Origin of the sequence: Bordetella holmesii (assembly GCF_020735985.1) — a bacterium.
In the GTDB taxonomy this organism is placed as follows: Bacteria; Pseudomonadota; Gammaproteobacteria; order Burkholderiales; family Burkholderiaceae_B; genus Bordetella; species Bordetella holmesii.
The window spans coordinates 1,835,249-1,861,499 of sequence record NZ_CP085973.1 but is presented as its reverse complement, the minus strand read 5'-3'; the positions used below and the strand labels follow the sequence as shown (position 1 = coordinate 1,861,499).

General features: G+C 60.9%; 23 protein-coding genes, 2 tRNA genes and 2 pseudogenes. 21 read left to right on the top strand and 6 right to left on the bottom strand.

Annotation, left to right across the window (positions count from 1 at the left end; genetic code table 11):
• Positions 1-7 precede the first annotated feature (7 nt).
• The gene (gene greA, locus LK440_RS08900) at positions 8-484 is read left to right on the top strand and encodes a transcription elongation factor GreA (protein WP_005013527.1); all 477 of its coding nucleotides are present in this window, start codon (positions 8-10) and stop codon (positions 482-484) included.
• A gap of 258 nt (positions 485-742) precedes the next feature.
• Here greA and LK440_RS08895 read toward each other — a convergent pair whose 3' ends face one another.
• On the bottom strand, positions 743-1,351 hold the full coding sequence (locus LK440_RS08895; RefSeq protein ID WP_005013528.1) for a YhbY family RNA-binding protein: 609 nt from the start codon (positions 1,349-1,351) through the stop codon (positions 743-745).
• An 18-nt stretch (positions 1,352-1,369) separates the two neighbouring features.
• Between LK440_RS08895 and LK440_RS08890 the strand changes: the two genes are divergently transcribed.
• From LK440_RS08890 to LK440_RS08870, 5 genes are all read left to right on the top strand, one after another.
• Entirely contained in the window at positions 1,370-2,041 is a 672-nt protein-coding gene (locus LK440_RS08890; protein WP_005013529.1) for an RlmE family RNA methyltransferase, read from the top strand.
• A gap of 173 nt (positions 2,042-2,214) precedes the next feature.
• Positions 2,215-4,101: an ATP-dependent zinc metalloprotease FtsH gene (ftsH, locus tag LK440_RS08885; protein WP_005019299.1), complete on the top strand. Its 1,887-nt coding sequence runs from the start codon at positions 2,215-2,217 to the stop codon at positions 4,099-4,101.
• 27 nt (positions 4,102-4,128) lie between these two features.
• Complete coding sequence (gene folP / locus LK440_RS08880) at positions 4,129-4,971, top strand: dihydropteroate synthase (RefSeq protein ID WP_005013531.1); 843 nt, start codon at positions 4,129-4,131, stop codon at positions 4,969-4,971.
• Positions 4,968-6,311, top strand: a complete 1,344-nt coding sequence (gene glmM / locus LK440_RS08875; RefSeq protein ID WP_005013532.1) for a phosphoglucosamine mutase — start codon at positions 4,968-4,970, stop codon at positions 6,309-6,311. Before folP ends, glmM begins: the two co-directional genes overlap by 4 nt.
• Positions 6,312-6,495: 184 nt before the next feature.
• Positions 6,496-7,311: a GNAT family N-acetyltransferase gene (locus tag LK440_RS08870; RefSeq protein ID WP_005013533.1), complete on the top strand. Its 816-nt coding sequence runs from the start codon at positions 6,496-6,498 to the stop codon at positions 7,309-7,311.
• Positions 7,312-7,376: 65 nt separating this feature from the next.
• Here the strand turns inward: LK440_RS08870 and ppx are convergent, their stop codons facing one another.
• Entirely contained in the window at positions 7,377-8,858 is a 1,482-nt protein-coding gene (gene ppx / locus LK440_RS08865; protein WP_005013534.1) for an exopolyphosphatase, read from the bottom strand.
• 198 nt (positions 8,859-9,056) lie between these two features.
• On the opposite strand from ppx, the gene ppk1 reads away from it, so the two are divergent.
• The 8 genes and pseudogenes from ppk1 to LK440_RS08825 all read left to right on the top strand — a co-directional run.
• The gene (gene ppk1, locus LK440_RS08860; protein ID WP_005013535.1) at positions 9,057-11,129 is read left to right on the top strand and encodes a polyphosphate kinase 1; all 2,073 of its coding nucleotides are present in this window, start codon (positions 9,057-9,059) and stop codon (positions 11,127-11,129) included.
• Positions 11,130-11,348: 219 nt separating this feature from the next.
• The gene (gene pstS, locus LK440_RS08855; RefSeq protein WP_005013536.1) at positions 11,349-12,386 is read left to right on the top strand and encodes a phosphate ABC transporter substrate-binding protein PstS; all 1,038 of its coding nucleotides are present in this window, start codon (positions 11,349-11,351) and stop codon (positions 12,384-12,386) included.
• 121 nt (positions 12,387-12,507) lie between these two features.
• Positions 12,508-13,512 (top strand): annotated as a pseudogene (gene pstC / locus LK440_RS08850) (phosphate ABC transporter permease subunit PstC); the annotation flags it as partial.
• Between the two features lie 60 nt (positions 13,513-13,572).
• A complete protein-coding gene (gene pstA, locus LK440_RS08845; protein WP_005013537.1) occupies positions 13,573-14,430 on the top strand; it encodes a phosphate ABC transporter permease PstA in 858 nt (285 codons plus the stop codon).
• 27 nt (positions 14,431-14,457) lie between these two features.
• Entirely contained in the window at positions 14,458-15,234 is a 777-nt protein-coding gene (pstB, locus tag LK440_RS08840) for a phosphate ABC transporter ATP-binding protein PstB (protein WP_005013538.1), read from the top strand.
• Between the two features lie 116 nt (positions 15,235-15,350).
• Positions 15,351-15,427 (top strand) — tRNA-Pro (locus LK440_RS08835).
• Between the two features lie 634 nt (positions 15,428-16,061).
• Positions 16,062-16,571: a DUF1993 domain-containing protein gene (locus LK440_RS08830; RefSeq protein WP_005013539.1), complete on the top strand. Its 510-nt coding sequence runs from the start codon at positions 16,062-16,064 to the stop codon at positions 16,569-16,571.
• 68 nt (positions 16,572-16,639) lie between these two features.
• Positions 16,640-17,466: pseudogene (locus LK440_RS08825) on the top strand (IS3 family transposase); the annotation flags it as partial.
• Positions 17,467-17,648: 182 nt separating this feature from the next.
• On the opposite strand, the gene istB reads toward LK440_RS08825, so the two are convergent.
• Positions 17,649-18,419, bottom strand: a complete 771-nt coding sequence (gene istB / locus LK440_RS08820) for an IS21-like element helper ATPase IstB (protein WP_005013542.1) — start codon at positions 18,417-18,419, stop codon at positions 17,649-17,651.
• Positions 18,416-19,426 (bottom strand): IS21 family transposase, encoded by a 1,011-nt coding sequence (gene istA / locus LK440_RS08815; RefSeq protein ID WP_025341421.1) that lies wholly within the window; start codon positions 19,424-19,426, stop codon positions 18,416-18,418. Before istA ends, istB begins: the two co-directional genes overlap by 4 nt.
• 58 nt (positions 19,427-19,484) lie before the next feature.
• Between istA and LK440_RS08810 the strand changes: the two genes are divergently transcribed.
• The 3 genes from LK440_RS08810 to bla all read left to right on the top strand — a co-directional run bounded on the left by LK440_RS08810 (position 19,485) and on the right by bla (position 22,598).
• Positions 19,485-20,566, top strand: a protein-coding gene (locus tag LK440_RS08810; protein ID WP_101557920.1) for an IS3 family transposase whose coding sequence is annotated in 2 segments (ribosomal slippage) — positions 19,485-19,731 and positions 19,731-20,566 — 1,083 coding nt in all. Because the reading frame shifts where the segments join, the coding sequence is not laid out codon by codon here.
• Between the two features lie 167 nt (positions 20,567-20,733).
• Positions 20,734-21,854 (top strand): IS3 family transposase gene (locus LK440_RS08805; protein ID WP_370510763.1). Its coding sequence is split into 2 segments (ribosomal slippage): positions 20,734-20,986 and positions 20,986-21,854, totalling 1,122 coding nucleotides; the frame shifts between segments, so codons are not numbered across the junction.
• A gap of 75 nt (positions 21,855-21,929) precedes the next feature.
• Positions 21,930-22,598, top strand: a complete 669-nt coding sequence (gene bla, locus LK440_RS08800) for a class A beta-lactamase (protein WP_230580928.1) — start codon at positions 21,930-21,932, stop codon at positions 22,596-22,598.
• A 4-nt stretch (positions 22,599-22,602) separates the two neighbouring features.
• Here bla and LK440_RS08795 read toward each other — a convergent pair whose 3' ends face one another.
• Positions 22,603-22,974 carry a hypothetical protein gene (locus tag LK440_RS08795; RefSeq protein ID WP_005013549.1) on the bottom strand — a complete coding sequence of 124 codons (372 nt, stop codon included), beginning with the start codon at positions 22,972-22,974 and terminating at the stop codon, positions 22,603-22,605.
• A gap of 60 nt (positions 22,975-23,034) precedes the next feature.
• Here LK440_RS08795 and LK440_RS08790 point away from each other — a divergent pair, with 60 nt between their 5' ends.
• A complete protein-coding gene (locus LK440_RS08790; RefSeq protein ID WP_005013550.1) occupies positions 23,035-23,280 on the top strand; it encodes a hypothetical protein in 246 nt (81 codons plus the stop codon).
• Between the two features lie 106 nt (positions 23,281-23,386).
• Here the strand turns inward: LK440_RS08790 and LK440_RS08785 are convergent, their stop codons facing one another.
• Entirely contained in the window at positions 23,387-24,823 is a 1,437-nt protein-coding gene (locus tag LK440_RS08785) for an aminotransferase-like domain-containing protein (RefSeq protein ID WP_025341423.1), read from the bottom strand.
• A gap of 493 nt (positions 24,824-25,316) precedes the next feature.
• Between LK440_RS08785 and LK440_RS08780 the strand changes: the two genes are divergently transcribed.
• From LK440_RS08780 to LK440_RS08770, 3 genes are all read left to right on the top strand, one after another.
• Positions 25,317-25,393, top strand: a tRNA-Met gene (locus LK440_RS08780).
• Positions 25,394-25,507: 114 nt separating this feature from the next.
• A complete protein-coding gene (locus LK440_RS08775; protein ID WP_005013552.1) occupies positions 25,508-25,843 on the top strand; it encodes a hypothetical protein in 336 nt (111 codons plus the stop codon).
• Positions 25,844-26,101: 258 nt separating this feature from the next.
• Positions 26,102-26,233, top strand: a complete 132-nt coding sequence (locus LK440_RS08770) for an entericidin A/B family lipoprotein (RefSeq protein WP_005013553.1) — start codon at positions 26,102-26,104, stop codon at positions 26,231-26,233.
• Positions 26,234-26,251: the final 18 nt, after the last annotated feature.

Genomic DNA, 26,251 nt, shown 5'->3' with positions numbered 1-26,251 from the left:
TAACGACATGTCTGCCATTCCTTTGACAGTGCGCGGGGCCGAGCGCTTGCAACAAGAGCTGCACCGGCTGAAAACCATCGAGCGTCCATCGGTGATCAATGCGATCGCCGAAGCCCGGGCTCAAGGTGATCTGTCGGAAAACGCCGAATACGACGCCGCCCGCGAGCGCCAGGGTTTCATTGAGGGACGCATTGCAGAACTCGAAGGGACGCTGTCTAACGCGCACTTGATTGACCCGACTGCACTCGATGCGGAAGGCCGCGCCGTATTTGGCGCAACCGTCGAAATCGAAGACCTGGACTCCGGCGATCGCCTGACCTACCAGATCGTCGGCGACGTGGAAGCCGATATCAAATCCAATCTGATTTCGGTATCCAGCCCTGTGGCGCGCGCGTTGATCGGGCGCTCTGAGGGCGAGGTTGTGGAAGTGAAAGCCCCCTCGGGCGTGCGCGAGTACGAAGTCATCGGCGTGCGCTACCTCTGAGGCGCAACAAACCGCCCCCCTTCGTGGATCGTACCGGCCCAAGCATGACCCCTTCCGAGGTGCCGGTTCATCGTCCCGAGTCCAGGGGGGCGCGGTTTTACCAGGATTGTGTGCCACGCGACGTCGGTCTGCGGGGCGCGGAAGGTTCCGACTGCCCTGCCGGGCGGTGCTTGTGACAGGCTGCGGCAGGCGGGAATAAAAAAAGGAGCCTGGCGGCTCCTTTGAGTACGGCAAGCGTGAAGGCTTGCGGTAAAGCGGTTACTTGCTCTTGATGACGCGGGCGCGTTGCAGGCCGCCTCGAGCGCTGGTGCCCGTGCGGGCGCCGTCGCGTAGCGACAGCGCGCTGCCGGAACGGCGCGGGATGCCATGACCGGCGGCTTCCTGAGGTTTGCGCGTGGAAGGGCGCATCGGACGGCCCTTCTCGTTTAACGGGACCGAGCGCGGTGCAGCCGTCTTGGGTGTTTCACCTTCTGCAGGCTTGCGCGACCGGGTCTTGCCCAGCGTCTTGCCTTCGGCGGCAAGCTTTTTGGGCGTGTGTGGCTCGCTGGCGCGGCGCTTGCCGGAGGCTTCGGCCGCCTCGGCAGGCGTGTCGGCCGAAGGACGGAACAGAATGAACAACTTGCCCAGATGGTGCACCGGGGCGCAGGAAAGCGTGTCGCAGATGCTGGCGAGCATGGCCTCGCGCGTATCACGGTCTTCACCGCCGGCCCGCACCTTGATCAGCTCGTGCGAGTTGAGGGCGCGGTCGATTTCTTTGAGGACGGCGTCGGTCAGGCCCGCGTCGCCGATGAGGACGACAGGCTTTAAGGGGTGGGCGGCGGAGCGAAGATCGCCACGCTCGCGTGAGGTGAGTTCTAATATAGGCATGCTTGGAATTGTACGGTAATGGCTAAAAAGAAATTCTCCAAAGATTGGATTCATCAGCACATCAATGACCCATATGTGAAACTGGCGCAACAAAAGGGTTATCGGGCGCGTGCCGCCTTCAAGCTGATCGAGATCCTGGAAACCGAAAAATTGCTCAAAAAGGGCGATGTCGTCGTCGACCTGGGCTCGGCGCCGGGCAGTTGGTCGCAGGTCGTGCGCGAGCGGCTCGCTGGCGCGGGAGGTGTGGTTGCCGGACGCATCATCGCCCTGGATCTGCTGCCCATGGAGCCGATTGCAGGGGTGGAGTTCTTCCAAGGAGACTTCCGCGATGACGATGTATTGGCCGAACTTGAGCAACGCGTGGGAAATCACGCCGTGGATCTTGTAATCTCCGATATGGCCCCCAACTTGTCGGGGGTAGGATCGGCCGATTCCGCCCGGATCCAGCATGTCTGTGATCTGGCACTGGAATTTTCCTGCGCGCACCTCAAGCCCAACGGCGCCCTGATCGTCAAGGCGTTTCACGGCAGCGGGTTTTCGCAGATCGTCCAGTCCTTCAAACAGCGTTTTAAGCGGGTCGTCGAGCGCAAGCCCAAGGCTTCGCGCGATAAATCCTCTGAAACTTTTCTGGTGGCGCGTGATCTCAAGGACCCCGTGGTGAGGGATTTGAAAACGAATACAGCCGAATAAAACAAGGGGGTAACACCCCTGAACGGCCCGGGCGTAACAGGCCGCGGGGCGCCAACCGGCGCAATCTGCCTTGACAGGGTAGAATGGGCTATTGACTTTACATTGCAGGCCGGGCGTTGTTGCGCGCGGGAGCGCCGGGTCTGCCGGTCGGAATCGAGAGCAGGAGATCGACCTTGAACAATTCGTTTTCTAAAGTTGCGGTCTGGATGGTGATCGCACTGGTGCTGTTCACGGTATTCAAGCAGTTCGACGGACGTGCACAGAGCCAGGACGGCGTGAGCTACACCCAGTTTATGGATGACGCCAAAGCCGGCCGCATCCGCAAGGTCGACGTTCAGGGCGATGTGCTCTACGTTACGCCGGATACCGGGCGTGCCTATACGCTGACGTCGCCTGGCGACCTGTGGATGGTGTCTGATCTGCTGAAGTACGGTGTACAGGTTTCCGGCAAGGCCCGCGAAGAGCCGTCATTGCTGATGAGCATTTTCGTTTCCTGGTTCCCGATGCTGTTGCTCATCGGTGTCTGGGTGTTCTTCATGAGGCAGATGCAGGGCGGCGGACGCGGGGGCGCTTTCAGCTTCGGCAAATCGCGCGCCCGCATGCTCGACGAAAACACCAATCAGGTCACTTTTGCCGATGTCGCCGGTTGCGACGAAGCCAAAGAAGACGTCCAGGAGCTGGTCGACTTCCTGCGCGACCCGAGCAAGTTCCAGAAGCTGGGCGGGCGTATCCCGCGTGGCGTGCTGATGGTCGGCTCGCCCGGTACCGGCAAGACCTTGCTGGCCAAGGCCATTGCCGGTGAGGCCAAGGTGCCGTTTTTCAGCATCTCCGGTTCCGACTTCGTCGAAATGTTCGTCGGTGTGGGCGCGGCCCGCGTACGCGACATGTTCGAGAACGCCAAGAAGCATGCTCCTTGCATCATCTTCATCGATGAAATCGATGCCGTGGGTCGCCAGCGTGGCGCCGGCCTGGGCGGTGGAAACGACGAGCGCGAACAGACCCTCAACCAGATGCTGGTCGAAATGGACGGCTTCGAGTCGGGCCAAGGCGTGATTGTGATCGCCGCGACCAACCGTCCCGACGTGCTCGATCCGGCGCTGTTGCGTCCGGGCCGCTTTGACCGTCAAGTGGTCGTGCCGTTGCCCGATATCCGTGGCCGCGAGCAGATCCTGAAGGTGCACATGCGCAAAGTGCCTCTGTCGCCCAATGTGGATGCCACCATCCTGGCACGCGGCACGCCTGGTTTTTCGGGTGCAGATCTGGCCAACCTGGTCAACGAAGCCGCGCTGTTTGCCGCCCGCCGCAATGGCCGCACAGTCGACATGTCCGACTTCGAAAAGGCCAAGGACAAGATCATCATGGGCGCAGAGCGCCGCTCCATCGTCATGCCCGAGGAAGAGCGCCGCAATACTGCTTACCATGAGTCTGGCCACGCCATCGTTGCGCGCATGCTGCCCAAGACGGATCCCGTGCACAAAGTCACCATCATCCCGCGCGGGCGTGCGCTGGGCGTGACCATGCAGTTGCCGGAAACCGATCGCTACAGCATGGACAAGGGCCGCCTGCTCAATACCATCGCAGTGCTGTTCGGCGGCCGTATCGCCGAAGAGCTCTTCATGGATCAGATGACGACTGGCGCGTCCAATGACTTCGAGCGCGCCACGGCCATCGCCCGCGACATCGTCACGCGTTATGGCATGACCGACGAGCTGGGCCCCATGGTCTATGCCGACAACGAAGGCGAGGTCTTCCTGGGACGCAGTGTCACCAAGACCACCCACGTCTCTGAGGCGACCATGCAAAAGGTCGACAACGAGATCCGCCGCATTATCGATGAGCAGTACGGTATTGCCCGTAAGATTCTGGAAGACAACCGCGACAAGGTCGAAGTCATGACCCGCGCGCTGCTCGATTGGGAAACCATCGACGCCGACCAGATCAACGACATCATTGAAGGCCGTCCGCCGCGCCCGCCCAAGCCCCCCCAGGGTCCGTCGGATTCGCAGGATACGCCGCCCAGTGGTGTGGCGACCGGGGGCAATACGGCCGCGGCGGTGTAATCCGCGGTCGTCCCTGCACGTTTTTACATGGCAAATTCTTTTCTGTGCGGGCGCTTTGAGCTGGATCTCGAGCGCCCGCTTGTTATGGGTATCGTCAATGTCACTCCCGATTCGTTTTCGGATGGGGGCAAGCACGACGATGCCGATGCGGCTATCGCACATGCCCGCAGGCTGATTGCAGAGGGTGCTCACATCCTGGATCTGGGTGGCGAGTCCACGCGGCCAGGCGCGCCGGCTGTGCCGGCCGACGAAGAGCTGCGGCGCCTGCTGCCTGTGATCGAAGCCTTGCGCGATTGCGGCCTGCCTTTGTCCATCGATACCTTCAAGCCCCAGGTCATGCGTGCCGTGCTCGACGCGGGCGCCGACATGATCAACGATATCTATGGTTTTCGTCAGCCTGGCGCTATCGAGGCGGTGGCTCAGTCACGTTGCGGCCTGTGCGTGATGCACATGAAGGGCGAGCCCGGCACGATGCAGGATGCTCCTGAGTACACCGATCTCATGGGCGAGATTGGCGTGTTTCTGGGTGCACGCGCCCAGCGTTTGCGAGCGGCCTGGGTCGATCCACGCCGCATCGTGCTCGATCCTGGATTCGGTTTTGGCAAAACCATGGACCAGAACTATCAACTGCTGCGCAGGCTGGCCAGCCTGCGTGTCTCCAGCTATCCGCTGCTCATCGGGCTGTCTCGTAAATCGATGATCGGGGCGGCCACCGGACGCCCGATCAACGAGCGCCTTCCCGGCAGCATTGCCGCCGCGCTGGCCTGTGTGGCGCGTGGGGCCTCGATCGTGCGCGTGCACGATGTGGCTGCCACCGTCGACGCGCTCAAGGTCTGGCAGGCGGCCGAACAAGGAGCCCTCCTCTCATGAGTCAACGTAAGTATTTCGGCACCGATGGGGTGCGTGGTGAAGTCGGCGGCCCGGTGATCAATGCCGCTTTCGCCTTGCGCCTGGGCTATGCCGCCGGTCGCGTGCTGGTGCGCCGCAATGCCAATCGGGTCGGCGGACGCCCGCAAGTGCTTATCGGCAAGGACACGCGCATTTCCGGCTACATGCTCGAGTCCGCCCTCGAAGCCGGGTTGTCGGCGGCAGGTATCGACGTGTTGCTCGCCGGCCCTATCCCTACGCCGGGCGTAGCCTACCTGACGCGCACGCTGCGTCTGGTGGCGGGCATTGTCATCAGTGCCTCGCACAACCCGTACCAGGACAACGGCATCAAATTCTTCTCGGCTGAGGGCACCAAGCTGCCCGACGATGTGGAAGCGGAGATCGAGGCGGCCTTGGATGAAGAGTTGGGATGCGTCCGCTCGGAAGAGCTGGGGCGCGCTCGCCGCATGTCGGATTCGCAAGGGCGCTATATCGAGTTCTGCAAGAGCACCGTGCCATCCACGCTGGATTTGCGCGGCATGAAACTGGTGATCGACGCTGCCAATGGCGCGGCCTACAACATCGCGCCGCATGTGTTTCGCGAAGTGGGGGCCGAGGTTCATGCCATTGGTGTCTCGCCGGATGGCTTTAACATCAACAAGGGTGTGGGTGCGCTGCATCCGGAGTCCCTGGCCGCCGAGGTCAAGGCGCGCGGTGCGCACTACGGCATCGCGCTCGACGGCGACGCCGATCGCCTGCAGATGGTCGACGCCAGCGGTCGGATTTATAACGGCGACGAGCTGCTCTACGCCATCGTGCGCGATCGCATGCAACGTGGCAAGGTCGAGGGCGTGGTCGGAACGCTGATGACCAATTACGGTTTCGAGCTGGCCATGGGCCGCTTGGGCGTGGCCTTTGAGCGGGCCAACGTGGGCGACCGTTATGTGCTCGAACAACTGCTGGCTCGGGGTTGGAAGTACGGCGGCGAGAGTTCGGGCCACTTGCTGTGCCTGGATTGCCACACCACGGGCGACGGGACTATTGCAGCCCTGCAGGTGCTGGGCGCCTTGCAAGCCAACAAAACCGCCTTGGCCGACTGGGTGACGGATTTGCGGATGTATCCGCAGGTGATGATCAACGTGCCCCTCAAGCCCGGTATGGACTGGAAAACCCATGCGGGGCTGGCCGCTGCCCGCGAGGCGGTGGAGGCTGAGTTGGCCGGGCGCGGACGGGTCTTGATCCGCGCATCGGGGACTGAACCGAAGCTGCGTCTGATGGTCGAAGCGCAAGACGAGGCGCTGGCTCAGGCCAGTGCCGAGAAATTGGCCGCAAGCCTGGCCTGAATCCCAGCGAAGGCCCTGAACAACGGCCCGCCTCCGAGCGGGCCGTTGTTGTAACTATATGAAAACAATCCGTTTCCTGCGCACTTTACGCGGGCGGCGTAAACTTCATAGTCAAGTAACATTTTGGTCAGAAAACTGACATGACGCGCGTCCACACTTGCAGCAAATTTAGGAGCCCCGCGCAATGCTTGAACTAGCCCGCTTGGATAAAACGACCGACGGCAGCGGAAACTGGGCCGGTACGGGCCAGCGCACGCTGGCCGTGGGCCTGGCCCGCACTCCCGAGGAAGTCGAGCAGATCCAGCGTCTGCGCTATCAAGTCTTCACGCAGGACATGGGGGCGGTGTTTCCCGATGCCCATGACGGCATAGAGCAGGACAGGTTTGACCAGTGGTGTGAGCATCTCATGGTCACCGAACTGGACACCGGACGGGTCGTCGGCACCTACCGCATCCTCACGCCCGAGAAAGCTCGCGAAGCCGGCGGTTATTACTCCGAGTCGGAGTTCGATCTCAGCGGACTGGGCCCGCTTCGCCACGAAGTGGTGGAATTGGGGCGCTCGTGCACGGATGCGGAGTACCGGGGCGGTGCCGTCATCATGTTGCTCTGGTCGGGGCTGGCCGAGTATCTGCGCCGTGGCGGCTACCGCTATGCGCTGGGCTGCGCCAGCGTCAGCCTGCGCGACGACGGTGTGACCGCCGCGGAAGTCTGGCGCACGGTCTGCAAAAGTCTCCCGGGCGAAGGTGAGCCTCGTGTGGCGCCTTTGCATCGCTACCCGGTCGAACGTCTGGACAGCCCCTTGCCGGCGCGCGTGCCGCCGCTCATCAAGGGCTATCTGAAGCTGGGTGCCCGGGTGTGTGGCGAGCCTGCCTGGGATCCGGATTTCAACGCCGCCGACTTTCCGGTGTTCATGGACATGGAAATGATGGACGAGCGCTACAAACGTCACTTCGGCCTGGTCGAGCCGCCGGCTGAACTGCGCCCCACGGGGACGCGCTGATCATGCGCCGGGTATTGCGCCGCTGGAAAATCCGTTTCGTGCGGCGCGCTACCCGGCCAGTCAGGCTAGCGCTCAAGCAACTCGAACGCGAAACCGACTTTGCGCCATTCTGAGACTTCGCCTTGCAAGGTGAAGTCCGTGAGCGGGTGGCTATCGAGCCAGTCGCGAGCGATTTCGACCTGTATATGCGTGCCCTGGATCCGCAGCTTGAAGGGCAGGGGAGTGTCTTCGCGGCGGCGCAGCAGTAATACCGCCATGCGCAGACAGAGGATGGCGATCCATTGCCCGCGGCTACGCACCAGGGGTTCGGCCTTGGTCAGCTTGCCCTGGCTGGCCAGTGCCAGCAAAGCCAGCAACTGCTGATCCGCCCGCGAAAACCCGGGCATATCGGCGTTCTCGAGGACATAGGCGCTATGCTTGTGATACGCATTGTGCGCGATGGACAAGCCCACTTCATGCAGGTCGGCCGTCCAGCCGATGGCGTTGCGTAGTTCGGCGCGTTCGGCTCCGTCGGGCATGAGCTCATCGAATAGCGACAGCGCCGTCTGCCGCACCCGGCGGGCCTGGTTGACGTCGATGTGATAGCGCTTCATGAACTGGCGCACCGATTCGTCGCGCTTGTCATGCTGGTCGTCACGGCCGATTAGATCGTAGAGCACCCCCAGGCGCAGAGCGCCGTCGCCGGTGTACATCGTGTCAATGCCCAGCTCGTCGAACAAGGCGCTCATGATGGCCAGCCCACCGGGCAGGACGTCTGCGCGCTCGAGCTTGATGCCGGGGAGTTCCGAAGGCACGACTTTGCCCGAGCGGATGATTCTGTCCTTGAGCTTGGCCATGCCCGCCGCGGTGATGGCTTTGGCAAAGCCGCATTCGGTCAGAATGGCAAACAAGGCCTTGGCCGTGCCGGAAGACCCATAGACTTCCTTCCAGCCCATGCGCCGGTATTGCTTGGCGATGACTTCGATTTCGCGGCGTGCGGCGATCTCTGCCTGTTTCATGCCGCTGCCGTCGACCCGGCCGTCGGGGAAGAACTGGCGGCTGTAACTGACGCAGCCCATATAAAGCGAAGACATCAGGTTGGGGTCTAGCCCCTTGCCGATGATGACTTCGGTGGAGCCGCCGCCGATATCGATGACCAGGCGCTTGTTGGGCGAGGGGGGCAAACTGTGCGCGACGCCCGTGAAAATCAGCCGCGCCTCTTCGCGCCCGGCGATGACTTCAATCGGAAAACCCAGCGCCGCTTCGGCACGAGGCAGGAAATCTGGCGTATTGCGCGCCACCCGGAAGGTGTTGGTCGCCACGGCGCGCACCCGGTTGGGATGAAAGCTGCGTAGACGCTCGCCAAAACGCTCCAGTACGCCGACGGCCCGGTCGATGGCATCGGGACCGAGAATCTTGTCCTGTCCCAGGCCGGCGGCCAGGCGCACCGTCTCTTTCAGACGGTCGATCTGGTAAATCTGGGCCACGCCGTCCTGCTGGACAACGCGGCCTATGGAAAGGCGGAAACTATTGGACCCCAGGTCCACGGCGGCCAGAAGATGGTCCATGTGCTCGCAGGTAAGACGGTAATCGGCCCAATTATAGAGATCCCATATGACAATGGCGGCCAGGGGCAGATTTTACTTCCCGCAAGGGCGGCTGTTATGCGTCCCGATTTTGGCGTACGCTATGCCAAAGGCCGTCGTCATGGAACCGTCACGATTTTGCAGTAAAACCAGAGGCTGTTAATTTGTATGGAACCCGGTATGCCCATCCGTTCGGTTGACGAACCCTTGCTGCTCAATCGCGAACTGTCGTTGCTCAAGTTCAACGAACGCGTGCTGGCGATGGCCGAGAGCCCTGCCACGCCCCTGTTGGAGCGCCTGCGTTACGTGTGTATCGTCAGCTCCAATCTGGACGAGTTCTTCGAGATCCGCATCTCCAGCCTCAAAGAGCAGCAGCGCCAAAGCCCCGGTGTCCTGGGGCCGGATGGACGCACGCCCGATCAGGCTTTCGATGAGGTGCAGGAAGCCGTGCACCGGTTGGTGGCGCGTCAGTACGACCTGCTCAACGACCAGATCCTGCCCCGGCTGCATCGTGAGGGCATCACGCTGCACCATGCATCGGAATGGAACGAAGCTCAACAGGCCTGGGCGTATGACGTGTTCATCCGCGACGTCATGCCGTTGCTCACGCCTATTGGACTGGATCCGGCCCACCCCTTTCCGCGTGTCTACAACAAGAGCCTGAATTTCATCGTGGCGCTGTCAGGCGCGGATGCCTTTGGACGCCAGGCTTCGATCGCCGTGGTTCAGGCGCCGCGCGCCTTGCCGCGCCTGATCAAAATGCCCGCAGAGCTGTCTGGCCAACCGGAGGGCTACATCCTTCTGACCTCCTTGTTGCGCGCGTTCGTCGGAGAGCTCTTTCCCGGCCTGCAGATGCTGGGCTGTTATCAATGGCGCGTCACGCGCAACAGTGACCTCTTCGTGGACGAAGAGGAGGTCACCAATTTGCGCCACGCCTTGCAGGGCGAGTTGTCGCAGCGCAATTTCGGCGCCGCGGTACGCCTGGAAATCGACAAGCTCACCCCGCCCGAGCTCGAGACGTTTCTGCAGCGTGAGTTTTCACTCGGGCCGGTCGATACCTATCGCGTCAATGGCCCGGTCAATCTGTCGCGCCTGATGCAGTTGTGCAATGTGGCCACGCGCCCGGAATTGTTGTTTCCTGCCTATCAGGCGGCAGTGCCGGCGCCTTTTGCGCGTATCGGAGACAAGCCGGCCGATATCTTCGCCGCCGTCGCCGAGCGCGACCGCCTCCTGCACCACCCCTATCAGTCCTTTCAGCCCGTCATCGACTTCCTGACCGCCGCCGCGCTGGACCCGGATGTCATGGCCATCAAGCAGACGATCTACCGTACCGGAGAGGATTCGGAGTTGATGCAGATCCTTCTGGCCGCCGCACGCGCCGGCAAGGAGGTCACGGTGGTGGTGGAGCTGATGGCCCGCTTCGATGAGCAGACCAACATCAACTGGGCCGCCCGGCTCGAAGAGGTGGGTGCTCACGTGGTCTACGGCGTGGTGGCGCATAAAACGCATGCGAAGATGGCCCTGGTGCTGCGCCGTGAAAAAGGGCGCTTGCGCCGCTATGCCCACCTGGGCACCGGTAATTATCACCCCCGCACGGCGAGGCTGTATACCGATTTTGGCCTGCTGACGGCCGACCCCCGGTTGTGCGAAGACATGGACAAGGTGTTTGGCCAGTTGACCGGCCTGGGAGCGCGGCGCGAACTCAAGGCGTTGCTGCAATCGCCCTTTACGCTGCATCAGGGCATGGTGGAGCTGATCCGTGCCGAAGCGCGCGCGGCCAAGGCCGGGCGCCGTGCCCGGATCATGGCCAAGATGAACTCGCTGCTTGAAGAGCAGGTGATCGAGGAACTCTACAAAGCCAGCCAGGCCGGCGTCAAAATCGACCTCATCGTGCGCGGCGTGTGCGCCTTGCGAGCCGGCGTACCAGGGCTGTCGCAGAATATCCGTGTGCGTTCGGTGGTGGGGCGCTTTCTTGAGCATTCGCGGGTGTTTTACTTTTACGCCGACGGCCAAGAAACGACCTATCTGTCATCGGCCGATTGGATGGATCGCAACTTTTTCCGCCGCGTCGAGGTGGCGTTTCCGATCTATGACAAGGTTTTGAAGAAACGCGTCATCGCGGAGGCCTTTACCTACGCCTTGCGTGACAACCAGCTGTCCTGGCAGCAGCGTGCCAACGGCGATTACACCCGTGTACAAAGCCGGCGGGAACCCTTTAATGTGCATAAATACCTCATGGAAAAGCTGGGCTAGACCCAGGTCGCAAGGATGAGGAGCAGGGGCGCGCAAGCGCCCCTGCTGCATTGGGCAGCGTAGCCGGGCGATATGGGGAGCGACCCCTCTTGCGAGTTACAGAATGGCGAATATGACTGTCACTATCTTGTCATTTTGAGTGCTTAAGATTCCGTCTGTCAGTCGAGAACGGGCAATCAGCCCGCAAGCCTTTTCCCAAGAGCACAGAAGGAACCAGCAATGTTCAAACGTGTCTTCAAGCAAGTTTCCATCGGTGTGGCGCTGAGCGCCTCCGTTTTTGCCGTGCACGCTGCCGATATCACCGGCGCCGGCGCTTCTTTCCCGTACCCCATCTACGCCAAGTGGGCTTCCGACTACAAGGCCGCTACCGGCAACAGCGTCAACTACCAATCGATCGGTTCGGGCGGTGGTCAGCAACAGATCAAGGCCAAGACCGTCGATTTCGGCGCCTCGGATGATCCCCTGAAGGCAGAAGATCTCGAGCAAAACGGTCTGCTGCAGTTCCCCGCTGTCATCGGCGGCACGGTTGCCGTGGTGAATATCGACGGCGTGACCCCGGGCCAGCTCAAGCTGTCCGGCAAGGTCCTGGCCGACATCTACCTGGGCAAGGTCAAGAAGTGGGATGATGCCGCCATCAAGGCACTGAACCCCGACGTGAAGCTGCCTTCGGCCGACATCGTCGTCGTGCACCGTTCGGACGGTTCGGGCACCACCTTTGGCTGGACCAACTACCTGTCGAAGGTGTCGCCTGACTGGAAGAGCACCGTGGGCGAAGGCAAGGCCGTCAAGTGGCCCACCGGCCAGGGCGGCAAGGGCAACGAAGGCGTCGCCGCCTACGTGGGCCAGTTGAAGAACTCCATCGGCTACGTCGAGTACGCCTACGCCAAGCAGAACAAGCTGGCCTGGACCCAACTGCAGAACAAGGACGGCAAGTTCGTCCAGCCCGAGCAGAAGGCCTTTGCCGCGGCTGCCGCCAACGCCGACTGGAAGAGCGCGCCTGGCATGGGCGTGGTGCTGACCGATGAGCCGGGTGCTGACTCCTGGCCCGTGACCGCCGTGACCTTCATCCTGGTCCACAAGACGCAGGACAAGCCTGCCCAGGGCAAGTCGGTGCTCGAGTTCTTCGACTGGGCCTTCAAGAATGGCGCCAAGTCGGCCGCCGCTCTGGACTACGTGCCTCTGCCTGACGCCGTGACCAACGAAATCCGCGGCGCCTGGAAAAACGTCAAGGGCGCTGACGGCAAGTCGGTCTACTGATCCAACAAGTACCCGGGCGCGGTACCCGCCGACACGGCGGGGGCTGCGTGTGTGCAACCGCGCCCGGGCTTGTCCCTGACTTTCTCTCTCCCCGTTGTGGCGTCTAAAGGAAAGCCTCTCCATGAGCGCGGTAATGGATAATAGTGTGCCGCTGCCGACCGGCAAGGCGGAACCCACCTCCGGCACGCCTTCTCCTATGAAGCAAAATAACAACGCGCTGATGGATGCGCTTTTCAAGAACCTGACCCGCCTGTTCGCCTTCCTGGTGTTCATTCTGCTGGCGGCGATCATGGTGTCTCTTATCTACGGCAGCCGCGAATCGCTGGCCAAGTACGGCCTGTCTTTTCTCTGGCTCAATGACTGGGATCCGGTTCAGCAGAACTACGGCGCCGTCGTGCCGATCATCGGCACGCTGTTGACGTCCTGCATCGCATTGGCCATTGCCATCCCGGTGTCTTTTGGCATCGCCATCTTCCTGACCGAACTGTCTCCCACCTGGCTGCGCCGCCCGCTGGGCACGGCCATCGAAATGCTGGCGGCCATTCCGTCCATCATCTACGGGATGTGGGGCCTGTTCGTTTTCGTGCCGGTCTTCCAGCAATACGTGCAACCGCTGCTGATCGCCACGCTGGGCAATATTCCCCTGATAGGCGGTCTGTTTGCCGGCCCACCATTCGGTATCGGCATCTTCACGGCAGGCCTGATCCTGTCGATCATGATCATCCCCTTCATCGCCGCGGTGATGCGCGACGTCTTCGAACTCGTGCCTGCCATGCTCAAAGAGTCCGCCTACGGTCTGGGCAGCACGACGTGGGAAGTGATGTGGAGAGTGGTGCTGCCCTTTACCAAATCGGGCGTCATCGGCGGCATCATGCTGGGTCTGGGTCGCGCGCTGGGCGAAACCATGGCCGTGACCTTCGTCATCGGCAACGCGTTCAACTGGTCGGGCTCGCTGTTTTCGCCAGGCAACTCCATCGCCTCGGCGCTGGCCAACGAATTCAACGAGGCCGGCGGCATCCAGAAATCCGCGTTGCTGGAACTGGGGCTGATCCTGTTCCTCATCACCACTGTCGTGCTGGCGCTGGCCAAGATGTTGCTGGTTCGTCTGTCGGCCGCCGAAGGCCAAGATGTTGCTGGTTCGTCTGTCGGCCGCCGAAGGCACCAAAACCTGATCGCGGGAATACACATGGCTCAATCCTTGCTCAACATGAATAACGGCGTCTACCGGCGCCGCCGCGTGGTCAACCGCTGCATGCTCACAGTGTCGTTGGGTGCGTTGCTGTTCGGCCTGTTCTGGCTGTTCTGGATCATCTTCACCCTGCTGGCCAAGGGTGCGCCGGCGCTGTCGTACACCCTGTTCACGGAAATCACCCCGCCTCCGGGGCAGGGCGGTGGGCTGATCAACGCCATCGTAGGCAGCCTGCTGATGGCCGGCATGGGAACCCTTATCGGCACGCCCGTAGGCATCCTTGCTGGCACCTATCTGGCCGAGTACGGCCAGCGCGGCTGGCTGGCTCCCGCGACCCGCTTTCTGAACGATGTACTGCTGTCGGCACCATCGATCATCATCGGCCTTTTCATCTACGCCGTTTACGTGGCCCAGGTTGGCCATTACTCCGGTTGGGCCGGTGCGCTGGCACTGTCCATTCTCGTCATTCCGGTTGTCGTGCGCACCACGGACAATATGTTGCTGCTCGTGCCCAACAGCTTGCGCGAAGCCACCGCGGCGCTGGGTTGCCCAAAATGGCGCATGATCACCATGGTCTGCTATCGCGCCGCCCGCACGGGCATTATCACCGGCGTGCTGCTGGCCGTCGCCCGCATCTCCGGCGAGACCGCGCCGCTGCTGTTTACTGCGCTGTCGAACCAGTTCATGTCCTGGAACATGAACGCACCCATGGCCAACCTGCCAGTGGTCATCTATCAATATGCGGCCAGCCCCTTCCAGGATTGGAACAACCTTGCCTGGGCCGGCGCTACGCTGATAACCCTGCTGGTGCTGGGGATCAACATCCTCGCCCGCAATATGTTCCGCAAGTCGTAAGTCAGCGCATCGGCACTAGGAAAAAACATGGAAAACACTGCACAAGCCGCGAAGTCCAAGATCGAGGTCAAGAACCTCAACTTCTACTACGGCAAATTCCACGCGATCCGTAACGTCAACATGTCGATCCGCGAGAACAAGGTCACAGCCTTCATCGGACCGTCCGGCTGCGGCAAGTCCACGCTGCTGCGAACCTTCAACCGCATGTTCGAACTCTATCCAGGTCAACGCGCCGAAGGCGAAATCATCCTGGACGGCGAAAACCTGCTGACCTCCAAGACCGACATTTCCCTCATCCGCGCCAAGGTCGGCATGGTCTTTCAGAAGCCCACGCCCTTTCCCATGAGCATCTACGACAACATCGCCTTCGGCGTGCGTCTGTTCGAGCGGTTGTCCAAGGGAGAAATGGACGAGCGGGTCGAATGGGCCCTGTCCAAGGCTGCGCTCTGGAACGAAGTCAAAGACAAATTGCATCAGAGCGGCAACAGTCTATCGGGCGGCCAGCAACAGCGCCTGTGCATCGCGCGCGGCGTGGCCATCAAACCCGAAGTGCTACTGCTCGACGAACCGTGCTCTGCCCTGGACCCGATCTCCACGGCGAAAATCGAAGAACTGATTGCGGAGCTCAAGCACGAGTACACCGTCGTCATCGTCACCCACAACATGCAACAGGCCGCCCGTTGCTCCGACTACACGGCCTACATGTATCTGGGCGAACTGATGGAGTTCGGCGCCACCGACCAGATCTTCGTCAAGCCCACTCGCAAAGAAACTGAGGACTACATCACTGGGCGTTTCGGCTGATCCGGGATCCTATGCCTTCCAAACCCCCTCTCTGCGGGATTTTTTTACGCCAAGTATGAAAAACCCGCCTTGCGGGCTACGGCAGGGCGCCAGCTTCTGGTATAGTCTGCATCCTTCGGGGCGTAGCGCAGCCTGGTAGCGCATCTGCTTTGGGAGCAGAGGGTCGTGAGTTCGAATCCCACCGCCCCGACCATATATATCAAAGGGTTAGCCGTATTCTTCGGCTAGCCTTTTTTGCTTCTGGGCTCAATGGGGCAACCTGCGGGCGGATGGCCGTGTATTGGTGTGGATTCCAGCGCACGCATGGGTGGGTGTTGCCTCGAAATTCCGAGGTTGGGCGGTGGATGACGGTTGCAGTTTGGAGCCGTACTGAACGATCTGTTCGGGCCGGATGTCGGGCAGGGCAGTGACGCAAAGGGACACCGATGAGCTCCATTGCACGCGATATTGCCAAACCGTCTGCGACGGTTTTTTCCTATCTTCTGTACCACGGCAGGATCCTGCCTCGCTCCCGAATACGCCGTACCGACTTGCCACTCCCAGCCTCCTCGGAGTTCGTCATTGAGAACTCCCGCTTAGGGTCGGAAACGCCTAGTCTCCAACGGCGCTTAGGGCGGCAGCGACCATCGGCTGTCAGCCCCGCCTGAGCAGTATGACTAATACCGAACCAGACAGGCCTCGTGCACCAGTCAGGCGTCTCCACTCGCGAGCCACAGACAAATTCTCCATCGCGGCCGGCCCGGCCGCGCCGACGCGTCATGCTTTGCTGTTAGTCTTCCTCCACACGCAGGCGCATCCCGTGCCTGCCCTCCCGCGCAAAGACGTCCATGACTTCTGCCCTCTTTAACAGCTCCGTTCCCGTTCTCAAGCAATTGCTGTCGGCCTTGTCCGATGTGCTCAAGAAAGCCGAAGACCAGGCAACGCTCAAGAACATTGACCCCGACGCCTATCTGGGCGCCCGCCTGTTTCCCGACATGTTTCCCCTGATCCGCCAGGTGCAAATCGCCGCCGACTTCGCCAAGGGCATCTCGTCGCGCCTGGCCGGCGCCGACGTCCCGGTCTGGGAGAACACCGAGACGAGCTTTGCCGACCTGCAAGCTCTCATCGCCAAGACGCTCGCTCATGTGGAATCGTTCACGCCCGAGCAGTTTGCGCAAAGCGACACACGTGAGATCGTGCTGCGCCCCGGCACGCCCAAGGAAAGGATACTGACGGGCAGCACCTATCTGCTGCATTACGGCCTGCCGCAATTCTTCTTTCACGTGACCACGACTTACGCCATCCTGCGCCATAACGGCGTTGAGATCGGCAAGCGGGATTACATGGGCCAGTATTGATTGACGGGGAGGGGCAAGGCCCTAATCGGGGCTGCAGCCTCTCTCGGCCCCCGCTTAGCCAGATCGCTTGGCTGACTCAGCGGGGCGGGGGGCTCGGTCCCTCGGAGCTGCGACGACTTCGCCAGCTTGAAGAGGAATGCAATCGACTCAAGCGCCTGGTTGCGGACCTGTCGCTGGACAAGGCTATACTGCAGGACGTTCTGGCAAAAAAGCTCTGAAGCCTTCGCGGCGCCGCGTACTCGTGGACGATCTGATGAAACGCTACGGCGTCGGGGTGACCAAGGCATGCGCCGCAGTCATGATTTCCCGGTCGTTGTATCGCTACGAATCGTGTCGACGCGACAGTGGCGTGCTGGTCATGCGAATCCGCGAGATAGCGCACACGCGGGTTCACTACGGATACCGGCGTGTACATGTGATGCTGCGCCGAGAAGGCTATCGAGACAATCACAAACGGGTCTACCGTTTGTACCGAGAACAAGGCTTGTCCTTGCGGCACAAGCGCCCCAAGCGCAATAAGTCGGCACAGCGTCGCCAACCCGAAGCGGTTGCGCAAGCCATCAATGACATCTGGAGCATGGACTTCGTCATGGATCAATTATTCGATGGCCGTCGCTTGCGTGCCCTGACCCTGGTCGACAATTACTCCAGGGAGTGCCTGGCCATCGACATTGGGCAAAACCTTCGGGGTGGCGATGTGGTGGCGACGCTTGGACGCGTATGCGCACTGCGTGGCTTGCCGCGCGTCATCAAAACCGATAATGGCAGCGAGTTCATCTCCAAAGCCATGGACAAATGGGCATACGAAAACGGCGTGGAAATCGACTTCAGCCGGCCCGGCAAGCCGACGGACAATGCGCAGTGCGAATCCTTCAATGGCCGCTTCCGCCAGGAGGGTAATCCCCCCGCAAAAGCGGTGAGGTCAGAAGTAGAATTTTCTCGTTGAGGAGTTCTACCGCATGAAGAAGTCGAGATTTACGGACAGCTAGATCATCGAAGTGTCAACGCCGGTTGAAAATTGACCCACTTTCGTCGGAATCGTCGGAGTAAAACTGACCCACCCCGGCGTTCAAAAACCTAGTTCCTGATCTTGATGTTTCCTGCTTTGCGCTTGTCCTTGAGCCGGTAGCTTTCCCCGGCAATCTGCACGATATGGGCGTGGTGCAGCAGGCGGTCGAGCAAGGCAGCGGTCAGCGTCTGATCCTCAGAGAAGCACGAGGCCCACTGGCTGAAGGGCAGATTGCTGGTGACGATGATGCTGGTACGCTCGTAGCGCTGGGCCACCACGTTGAAGAACAGGTTTGCTTCCTCGCGCCCGAAGGGCAGATAGCCAATCTCATCGATCACCAGCAGGCGCGGCCCGATGATGGCGCGGTTGAAGTACTGCTGCAGCCGGTCCTGCTTATGGGCCGTGGCCAACTGCATCATCAGGTCGGCGGCAGTCAGAAACCGGGTCTTGATGCCCGCCATGACGGCGCGGTACGCCAATGCCTGCGCCAGGTGGCTCTTGCCCACGCCGCTGGGTCCCAGGAACACCACGTTCTCAGCCCGTTCGATAAAGCTCAGGGCCGCCAGTTCCTGGATCTGGGCACGCGGCGCACCACTGGCAAAGGCGAAGTCATAGTCTTCGATGGTCTTGACCGAGGGCAGCGTGGCGATCTTCATCAGGGCGGCGCGCTGGCGTTCGATCCGGGCGTCGTTCTCAATACCCAGAAGGCGCTCCAGGAAGTCGCCATGGCTGGCGTCTTCGCGGGCGCACTGCTGGGCCATGGCGGGCCACTCGCTGCCGATACGCTCCAGCTTCAGGACATCGCAGATCTGTTCGATGCGGTTGTGTTGAAGGTTCATGCTCGCACCTCCAGCAACTCGTTATAGACCGACAGCGGGTGCTGGAAGCTCTCTCGCGGCACAGGCCGGTGAGACGTGGCCGGCACCAGCATGCCGTGTTGCGCAGGCAACTGCAGTAGCGCCAGGCGCTCTTCCTGCAACCGCTTAGCGGGTCTCTCCCGAGTGGTGCCATGCAGCCGCTGATCGGCCACCTCCGTGAGCCAGCGACCGACGTGCGCGTTGGCTGCCGTCACATCGAAGCGCAGGCCAGCCTGCTTGAGGGTCGCGGCCAACGGGACACAGAAACTGCCCTTCAGGTATCCGTTGAAGCGTTCGACCTTGCCCTTGGTCTTGGCGCGATAAGGCTGGCACACACGCGGGGTGAAGCCGAACTCCTGGGCGACGGCCAACAGCCCGTTGTGCCAGCGATGCTGGCCGGGGCCGTAGGCATCGCGCTCGGTGATGATGGCGCCCGCGTTGTCGAACAACACGTGCTGGGGTACGCCGCCGAAGTAGATGAAGGCCTGACGCAGACATCCGAACCAAGTGTCGGCGCGCTCATCGGTGGTGAACCGCACCCAGCTCGAACGGCTGTATCCCAGCGTGGCGACAAAGGCCATCAAGGGATCACGGCCGCGCCGGATGTGGGTGAAGTCGGCCTGCATCTGCTTGCCAGGCGGCGTCTCAAAACGAACGACCGGTTCAGGCTCCTGGTGCTTGTAGCCGCCAAGAAACTCCTTGAGCTGCGTTACACCACCGGGGTAGCCCAGTTCTTGAATCTCCCGCAGCAGCACGGCTGCTGGAATCCAGTGCGGCCGGGCCGCCTCGATGCGCCCGTGCAGATAGTCCTTGTACGGATCCAGCTTGGTGGTCCGTGCCTCGCGGGGCTTGTACTGCTGGGCACCAGCCTCACGCAGATACCGCCTGATCGTGTTGCGTGAGCAGCCCAGCTGCTTGGCCATCTCCCGAATGCTGACGCCACGACGCGCCATTACCTTGATCTCCACTGCTTGCTCCTGAGTCAACATTGTCGGCGGCCAAAAGGCCGCCATCATCGCCCAGGTGGGTCAGATTTACTCCGACGCGGTGGGTCAGTATTACATCGGCGCTGACATCGAAGCGATTAAGCGGGCCGAGGCAGGCTTGGCAGTGCCCGAGTTGTGCCGCGAGCTGGGAATCAGTTCAGCAACGTTCTACAAATGGCGGTCCAAGTTCGGCGGCATGGATGTGTCAATGATGTCGCGGATGAAGGAGCTGGAGGCCGAGAACGCGCGGCTTCGCAAGATGTATGTCGAGGAGAGGCTCAAAGCTGAACTTCGAGCGGAGGCACTCGAAAAAAAGTGGTGAGGCCATCTCGCCGACGCGAGATGGCCCAACACATGGTGCGCGAGCGAGGCATTTCAGTACGCCTGGCCTGCGAGGTGGTTGGCATCAGCCAGACCTGCTACCGGTACGTCTGCAAGCGCAGCACCGAGAACGATGAGATTGCAGACTGGCTGATGAGGCTTACAGACAGCCACCGCAGTTGGGGGTTCGGGCTGTGCTACCTGTATCTGCGCAACGTCAAAGGCTACTCGTGGAATCATAAGCGGATCTACCGCATCCATCGGGATCTGGAGCTGAATCTTCGTATCAAGCCGCGCAAGCGTCTGGTGCGCCAAGCGCCCGAGCCGCTGACCGTGCCAAACCAACTCAACCATGTATGGTCGATGGACTTCATGCACGATCAGCTGACCGATGGCCGAAGCATCCGATTGTTCAACGTGATCGACGACTTCAATCGAGAAGCCCTGGGCATCGAAATCGACTTCTCGCTGCCGTCCGAGCGCGTGATCCGATCTTTGAAGCAGATTATCGGTTGGCGGGGAAAACCTCTGGCGATCCGCTGCGACAACGGACCGGAATATCTAAGCGACGCTATTACCAAGTGGGCTGGGCAATGGGGTATCAAGCTCGAATACATCCAGCCAGGCAAGCCACAGCAAAATGCCTATGTCGAACGATTCAACAGGACCGTGCGCTACGAGTGGCTGTCTCAGTACCACTGGGAAGACCTGGATCACGTGCAGCGCGCCGCGACCGAATGGATGTGGTCTTACAATCACGAACGCCCGAATATGGCACTGGGCGGCTACACCCCTAAACAGCGGCTAGCCATGGCCGCATAGCGTTCCTACTTCTGGCAATCACTAAGAAGGGGGGGGATTACCCTCGCCCAGCAGGGGCTGCAATTTTTTTCTTGCACGTAGCTCCAGCATCGCCTCGCCATAGGCTTTGACCTGCTCCCCGTGATTAGTACGAAATCGATGTAGAGTCCGTTCCCAAAGGAATGGCAATGAAGAAACGATTTACGGAAGAGCAAATCATCGGCGTGCTCAAGGAAGCCGATGCAGGTGCCAAGCCCGCAGAGTTGTGCCGCAAGCACGGAATCTCCGAGGCAACGTACTACAACTGGAAGGCGAAGTTCGGTGGCATGACGGTGTCGGACGCTCAGAGGCTCAAGGAGCTGGAGCAGGAGAACAACAAGCTCAAGAAGCTGTTGGCCGAGTCGATGCTGGACAAGGCGGCGCTTCAGGATCTGCTAAGCCGAAAGTAGTCAGCCCGCAGGCCAAACGCGAGGCGGTCAGGACATTAATGACCGAGCGCAGCATGGGTGTTACCCGGGCCTGTGGGCTGGTAGGAATTTCGCGGTCGCTGTTTGCCTACGAGAGCACACGCTCAGGCGATGCTGCGCTGACCGAGCGCATGAAAGAGATGGCAGTGGAGAAACGACGCTACGGCTATCGGAGGATCCATGTGCTCTTACGTCGCGAAGGCTGGCAAGCAAATCACAAGCGAATCTGGCGGCTGTACAGTCTGGCAGGGTTAAGCGTGCGAAAACGAAAGCGTAAGCGAATCGCGGCGACCGAGCGCGTGGTTCGCCCAGCGGCAATCGCGCCGAATCAGAGTTGGTCAATGGACTTTGTGGCCGACGGCCTAGCCTATGGCCGCCGATTCCGCTGTTTGACTATCGTCGATGACTACACTCGCGAATGCCTGGCCATCGAGGTCGATACGTCGTTGCCGGGACTGCGTGTTGCCATGGTGCTGCAACGGCTGGCGGAGATGCGTGGCCTGCCGCGATCTATTACCGTGGACAACGGGCCAGAGTTCGCCGGAAGAGCCTTGGACGCCTGGGCCTACCAAGCAGGCGTAAAGCTGTCGTTTATTCGGCCGGGTAAGCCGGTGGAGAACGCTTATATCGAAAGTTTCAACGGCAAGTTCCGCGACGAATGCCTTAACGAGCACTGGTTCTTGTCCCTGCGACAGGCTAAAAGCTTGATCGAAAACTGGCGAGTCGAGTACAACACCGATCGGCCTCACAGCGCGCTCGGATATTTAACGCCGGCGCAATTCGTGCAGGCTCATCAGAAAGAAGGTCTTTTACCCCTGGGCTCTATGTCGGTGCCGTACTAAATCTGGGGGCAGGTCAGTTATACGACGGGGTTTCGCGCCGACGAACGCTTTGCATTGTGCAGCACGTTCAAGGTCTTGGCCGTAGGCGCCGTCCTGGCACGCGTGGCGCGCGGTGAGGATGATCTGTCTCGCCCGATGCGCCTGAGTGCGGCCGATATCGTGGCGCACTCGCCGGTTACTCAACAGCGCCTGAACGAGGGAATGACGCTTGGTCAACTCTGTGATGCCGCTTTGGTGGTCGGCGACAACACCGCCGCCAACCTGCTGCTGTCGACCATAGGTGGGCCACCCGGGGTCACGGCCTACGCCCGGTCCCTGGGCGATGCCGTCACGCGTTTGGATCGCCTGGAAACCGCGCTCAATGACGCCACGCCGGGAGATGATCGAGACACCACCTCACCGGTGGCCATGGCCGAAAATCTGCGCCAACTGGTTCTGGGTGATGCTCTACCCGGGCCCGAGCGCGAACGTGTCCGCGACGGATTGTTGCATTGCCAGACCGGGAAGGGGCGTCTGAGGGCAGGTTTGCCCGCCGCATGGACTTTCGGGCATCGAACGGGGGCAGGTGGACACGGTACCTGCAATGACATTGGTATCGCGTGGCCGCCGTCTGCCGGGCCGGTCGTTATCAGCGCCTATCTGACGGAGTCACCCCTGCCGCTGCCTGAGCGTGAGCGCGTCTTGGCCGAGGCCGGCCGCATCGTGGTGCACGGTCTGACGTCGGCGCGGCTGCAAGCAGGCTGAACCCTTACTTTCCGGCGGCGGCAGCGGGCTTGTCCTCGCAACTGAAGGTGACCACCGCTTCCTTGGGCATAAGGCCTGTGGCGTGGTTGGAACTGACCTCTGGGCGCGCATAGCGTTGGTTCTTCTGGCCGCAATAGTCTTCGGCTTGTTGCCGAGCCTGGTTTTTGATTTCAACCCAGGTCATGGCTTTGGCGCCGGCGTTGTAGCGAATTTGATAGCGGTCTTTGTCGACAGCTTTGATTTCGCTACTGACTCCGCAGGCGGTGAGCAGCGTCAGCAGGCATAGCGGCAAGGCAGAGCGAGGAAGCATGTCGATTTCCGAAACAGGGCTGCAATGCCGGTATTTTATGCCACCGCAGGTCCACGCCAGCGCCATTCGGTCGTGCTAGCATCCGGCCATTAACCGCGCATGCGGTGTCTTCGTCAGAGGTATGGCATGGATATTCAGGAACAGATCGCGGTCATCGTGCACACCGTCTCGCACCAGGGCGGACGCATCGACGCACTGAACGCTACCTTGGCGGCAACCCTGCACCTGGTCAAAGAGTCGCCCGGCTTGAAAGAGGCGATAGAGGCTCAACTCGAAAAAAACTACTCCACGCTGTTGGCGCGATCCGAGAACCCGCAATATATGGCTGGTTTCGAGAGTGTGCGAGACATGGTGCAGGCGGCGTTGAAATAAGCATCTGCCGCAGCAAAAGTTATCCACTGGTTTTGTGGATAAGCCTTGGGATAGGTGGCCGAAAATTCGGCATTTGCGTTATTCATCAATGGCTTGCAAGGCAGGGTCATTTCTGAAGCGAGATGACAATCATCGCGAGCTTGGCGATGGCCTGTTCGGCCTTGCGAGGGTCCGCTTCGGCGCATGAGAGCCGCAGATAGTGATCGTAGCGACCGGAGTTCGAGAACATGGTGCCGGGCGCCACGCGTATCCCGGCCTGCAATGCGGCTTCAAACACCGCGGTGCCGCATACGCCTTGCGGCAACTCAACCCAAAGCAGCATGCCGCCTGGCGGCAGATTCAAACGAGTGCCTGGCGGGAACTCGCGCGCTATCGTGTCCGCGGCATGTTGGCGTTGGCGCGTGAGCTGGCCACGCAGGCGCACAAGGTGGCGGTCAAACGCTTTGGTGGCCATATAGGCTGCGGCAGCCAACTGGCCGGCTGCCTCGTTGGGTCTGCTTTGCGCAAACTTGATCATGTCGATACGGGCGTGCCAGCGCCCGCCCATGATCCAGCCCAGACGCATGCCGGGTGCCAGGGTCTTGTGCAAGGAAGAGCAGTAAATGACATTGCCCGCCGCGTCCCAATGCTTGATCGCTCGCTGCGGACCGCCGTCGGCCAGCGCACCGTACGTGTCATCCTCGATGAGGGCGATCCCACTTTCCACGCAGACGTGCAGAAGCCTCTGTTTGTCGGCGTCAGGCATGACGCAGCCGAGAGGATTCTGCAAATTGGGCACGACGACGACCGCGCGTATGCCAGGTTGTGTGCGCAAGGCCAGCTCCAGCGCTTCGACCGACAGCCCACGTTGCGGACTGGTTGGGATTTCCAGGGCTCGTAGACCCAGGCTCTCCAAAATCTGCAGCAGCCCAAAGTAGGTCGGAGACTCTACGGCAATCGTATCGCCGGGTTGGGCGATCGCGCGTAACGCCAGATTGAGCGCTTCAATACAGCCGTGCGTGACGACAATATCGTCAGATGTGGCGCGGATTCCGCAATCCATGGCCCGGCGCGCCAGCACACGGCGCAGAGGCTCCGCACCGCGTGGGGGAGCACGGCTGGTGAGCAATTCCGGATTCAGGCGTAAAGCGCGGCTCATCGCCTGCCTGAGCGCATGATGCGGATAGGCTGCGGGCTCGGCGGCGGCCAATGCAAAATTGATGGATAACGTGTGCTGTTCACATAGCGCCACGAAGTTGGAGACGCGGTCGTGGATGCCCACATATTGGGCCGGATCTGCCGCGGCCCGCATGTCTGGCTCCGTGGCAGGCGCCAGGCGCGGGGCAGCATTGCGGCGCACAAAATACCCGGAGCGCGGACGCGCCTCGACAAGTCCATCGTCCTCCAGTCGGCGACACACCTGCAGCGCCGTGCTCAAGCTGACTTGATGCGTGCGGACCATGGTGCGCACGGACGGAATGCGCGCGGCAGGCGGTAACGCGCCCGACTGGATGGCGGCACGATAGTACTCGGCAAGGCGTTGGTAAAGCGGCTGGGCATGCATGGTTTCGATGATGTCGCGCAAGTAGCAGCGTGCACAGGCACAGTGCAGCGGGAAAACCACCATAACAGAAGGGCTGAGTGCTCGCTGTTGCGGAACAGATTAGTCATATGTGTGTCTGTTGCGGCAGGAAGCACCCGCGTAGTCTGGATGCCATTGATTCACCGGAGTCCAGTCCATGTCATCGACCTCTTTACAATCGCTTTCCGGTGGCGGCACCCACAACGTTTACGCCCGTTCCGGCGACCGCATCATCTGCCTGGAGGGTTGGGTGACCGTCGGCGAACCGCGTGCCGGCGCGGGAGCGCGGTGCGGCGATGTAGCCGCCGCCCTGCGGGCAGGAGAAACCCATTATTTCCATGAGGGGGGCGTGGTGAGTCTGCGTGCAGAGCAAGACTGCCGGATCATTTATTTGCGTGCACAACCAGTTCTGTGGCCCTATGTGCTGCGTGCGCTGCAGCATATTCAGAAATGGTGTATGATTCGTTTCATCAGACGCGGGGTGGAGCAGTCTGGCAGCTCGTCGGGCTCATAACCCGAAGGTCGTAGGTTCAAATCCTGCCCCCGCAACCAAATTAAAAGCCCTGATTTCCGACCGAAATCAGGGCTTTTGCGTTTGGATAACCATCCGCGCGTGGCTTGCGCTACCATGCAACACACTGTCTGTGTTCATGGGAGGCTTGCAGGATGGGAACGGCGAAATACGATCATCCCGGTTTTGTCGCGGATACCGGCGTGCAAGGCAAATTCGTCATTGGCGTATGGTGCCCGCACGGTTATCCGGCGCATATCCATATCGGGCGCTTCAATCAGGGCGAGGTGGCCGAGCCCAATTTACGGCTGCGTATTCCCGACGGCGTTTTTCAGTCCATCTCCGACGATATGGAAAGGCTGTGCCGCCGTGCGCTTGGCCAGGCCATCGAGGATCGCCTGTTGGTCGATGCCGACGGAGGCTACCAGGAGACGCGTTTTCGCATCGATGCGCTGCCCTGGTCGGGGCCTTTGACGGCTCTGTCGGCCTAGAGGCGGTTTTGCACCGCGACGGTGGATAAGCCTTGGGAAAGGTTCGGGCAAACATCAAAAAAGACTTTTTGCTCAATGGCTTGCGCCCCCTGCTCATTATCTGGGCAGGGAGTGCTGCTCGAGGTTGAATAGCCCAAGCTCCTGGCCGCTTCTTTTGCTGGCGCGACAAGTCTGAGGCGCTGCGGTATTCTGGCTGCGCCTGGAGCGTCAGCATCCAGTTCACGACCTGCTGTTCTTATTCAAAGACTAGGAGATCCCATGAAACACAAAGCCCTCATGATCATCGTCTTGGCCATGGCCGCAGTGTCCGCCGGCTGCAATACCGTTGCAGGTGCCGGCAAGGACATCGAGCGCGGTGGCGAAGCCATTCAGGGCGCGGCCAACAAATAAGGTCGGTCAGTCAGGGTC

Excerpts from the sequence above, each read along its gene's own strand:
- greA (WP_005013527.1), top strand. The coding sequence starts at position 8 with ATGTCTGCCATTCCTTTGACAGTGCGCGGGGCCGAGCGCTTGCAACAA.
- LK440_RS08895 (WP_005013528.1), bottom strand. The coding sequence starts at position 1,351 with ATGCCTATATTAGAACTCACCTCACGCGAGCGTGGCGATCTTCGCTCC.
- LK440_RS08890 (WP_005013529.1), top strand. The coding sequence starts at position 1,370 with ATGGCTAAAAAGAAATTCTCCAAAGATTGGATTCATCAGCACATCAAT.
- folP (WP_005013531.1), top strand. The coding sequence starts at position 4,129 with ATGGCAAATTCTTTTCTGTGCGGGCGCTTTGAGCTGGATCTCGAGCGC.
- glmM (WP_005013532.1), top strand. The coding sequence starts at position 4,968 with ATGAGTCAACGTAAGTATTTCGGCACCGATGGGGTGCGTGGTGAAGTC.
- LK440_RS08870 (WP_005013533.1), top strand. The coding sequence starts at position 6,496 with ATGCTTGAACTAGCCCGCTTGGATAAAACGACCGACGGCAGCGGAAAC.
- ppx (WP_005013534.1), bottom strand. The coding sequence starts at position 8,858 with ATGGACCATCTTCTGGCCGCCGTGGACCTGGGGTCCAATAGTTTCCGC.
- ppk1 (WP_005013535.1), top strand. The coding sequence starts at position 9,057 with ATGCCCATCCGTTCGGTTGACGAACCCTTGCTGCTCAATCGCGAACTG.
- pstS (WP_005013536.1), top strand. The coding sequence starts at position 11,349 with ATGTTCAAACGTGTCTTCAAGCAAGTTTCCATCGGTGTGGCGCTGAGC.
- pstA (WP_005013537.1), top strand. The coding sequence starts at position 13,573 with ATGGCTCAATCCTTGCTCAACATGAATAACGGCGTCTACCGGCGCCGC.
- pstB (WP_005013538.1), top strand. The coding sequence starts at position 14,458 with ATGGAAAACACTGCACAAGCCGCGAAGTCCAAGATCGAGGTCAAGAAC.
- LK440_RS08830 (WP_005013539.1), top strand. The coding sequence starts at position 16,062 with ATGACTTCTGCCCTCTTTAACAGCTCCGTTCCCGTTCTCAAGCAATTG.
- istB (WP_005013542.1), bottom strand. The coding sequence starts at position 18,419 with ATGAACCTTCAACACAACCGCATCGAACAGATCTGCGATGTCCTGAAG.
- istA (WP_025341421.1), bottom strand. The coding sequence starts at position 19,426 with ATGTTGACTCAGGAGCAAGCAGTGGAGATCAAGGTAATGGCGCGTCGT.
- LK440_RS08795 (WP_005013549.1), bottom strand. The coding sequence starts at position 22,974 with ATGGCGCTGGCGTGGACCTGCGGTGGCATAAAATACCGGCATTGCAGC.
- LK440_RS08790 (WP_005013550.1), top strand. The coding sequence starts at position 23,035 with ATGGATATTCAGGAACAGATCGCGGTCATCGTGCACACCGTCTCGCAC.
- LK440_RS08785 (WP_025341423.1), bottom strand. The coding sequence starts at position 24,823 with ATGCATGCCCAGCCGCTTTACCAACGCCTTGCCGAGTACTATCGTGCC.
- LK440_RS08775 (WP_005013552.1), top strand. The coding sequence starts at position 25,508 with ATGGGAACGGCGAAATACGATCATCCCGGTTTTGTCGCGGATACCGGC.
- LK440_RS08770 (WP_005013553.1), top strand. The coding sequence starts at position 26,102 with ATGAAACACAAAGCCCTCATGATCATCGTCTTGGCCATGGCCGCAGTG.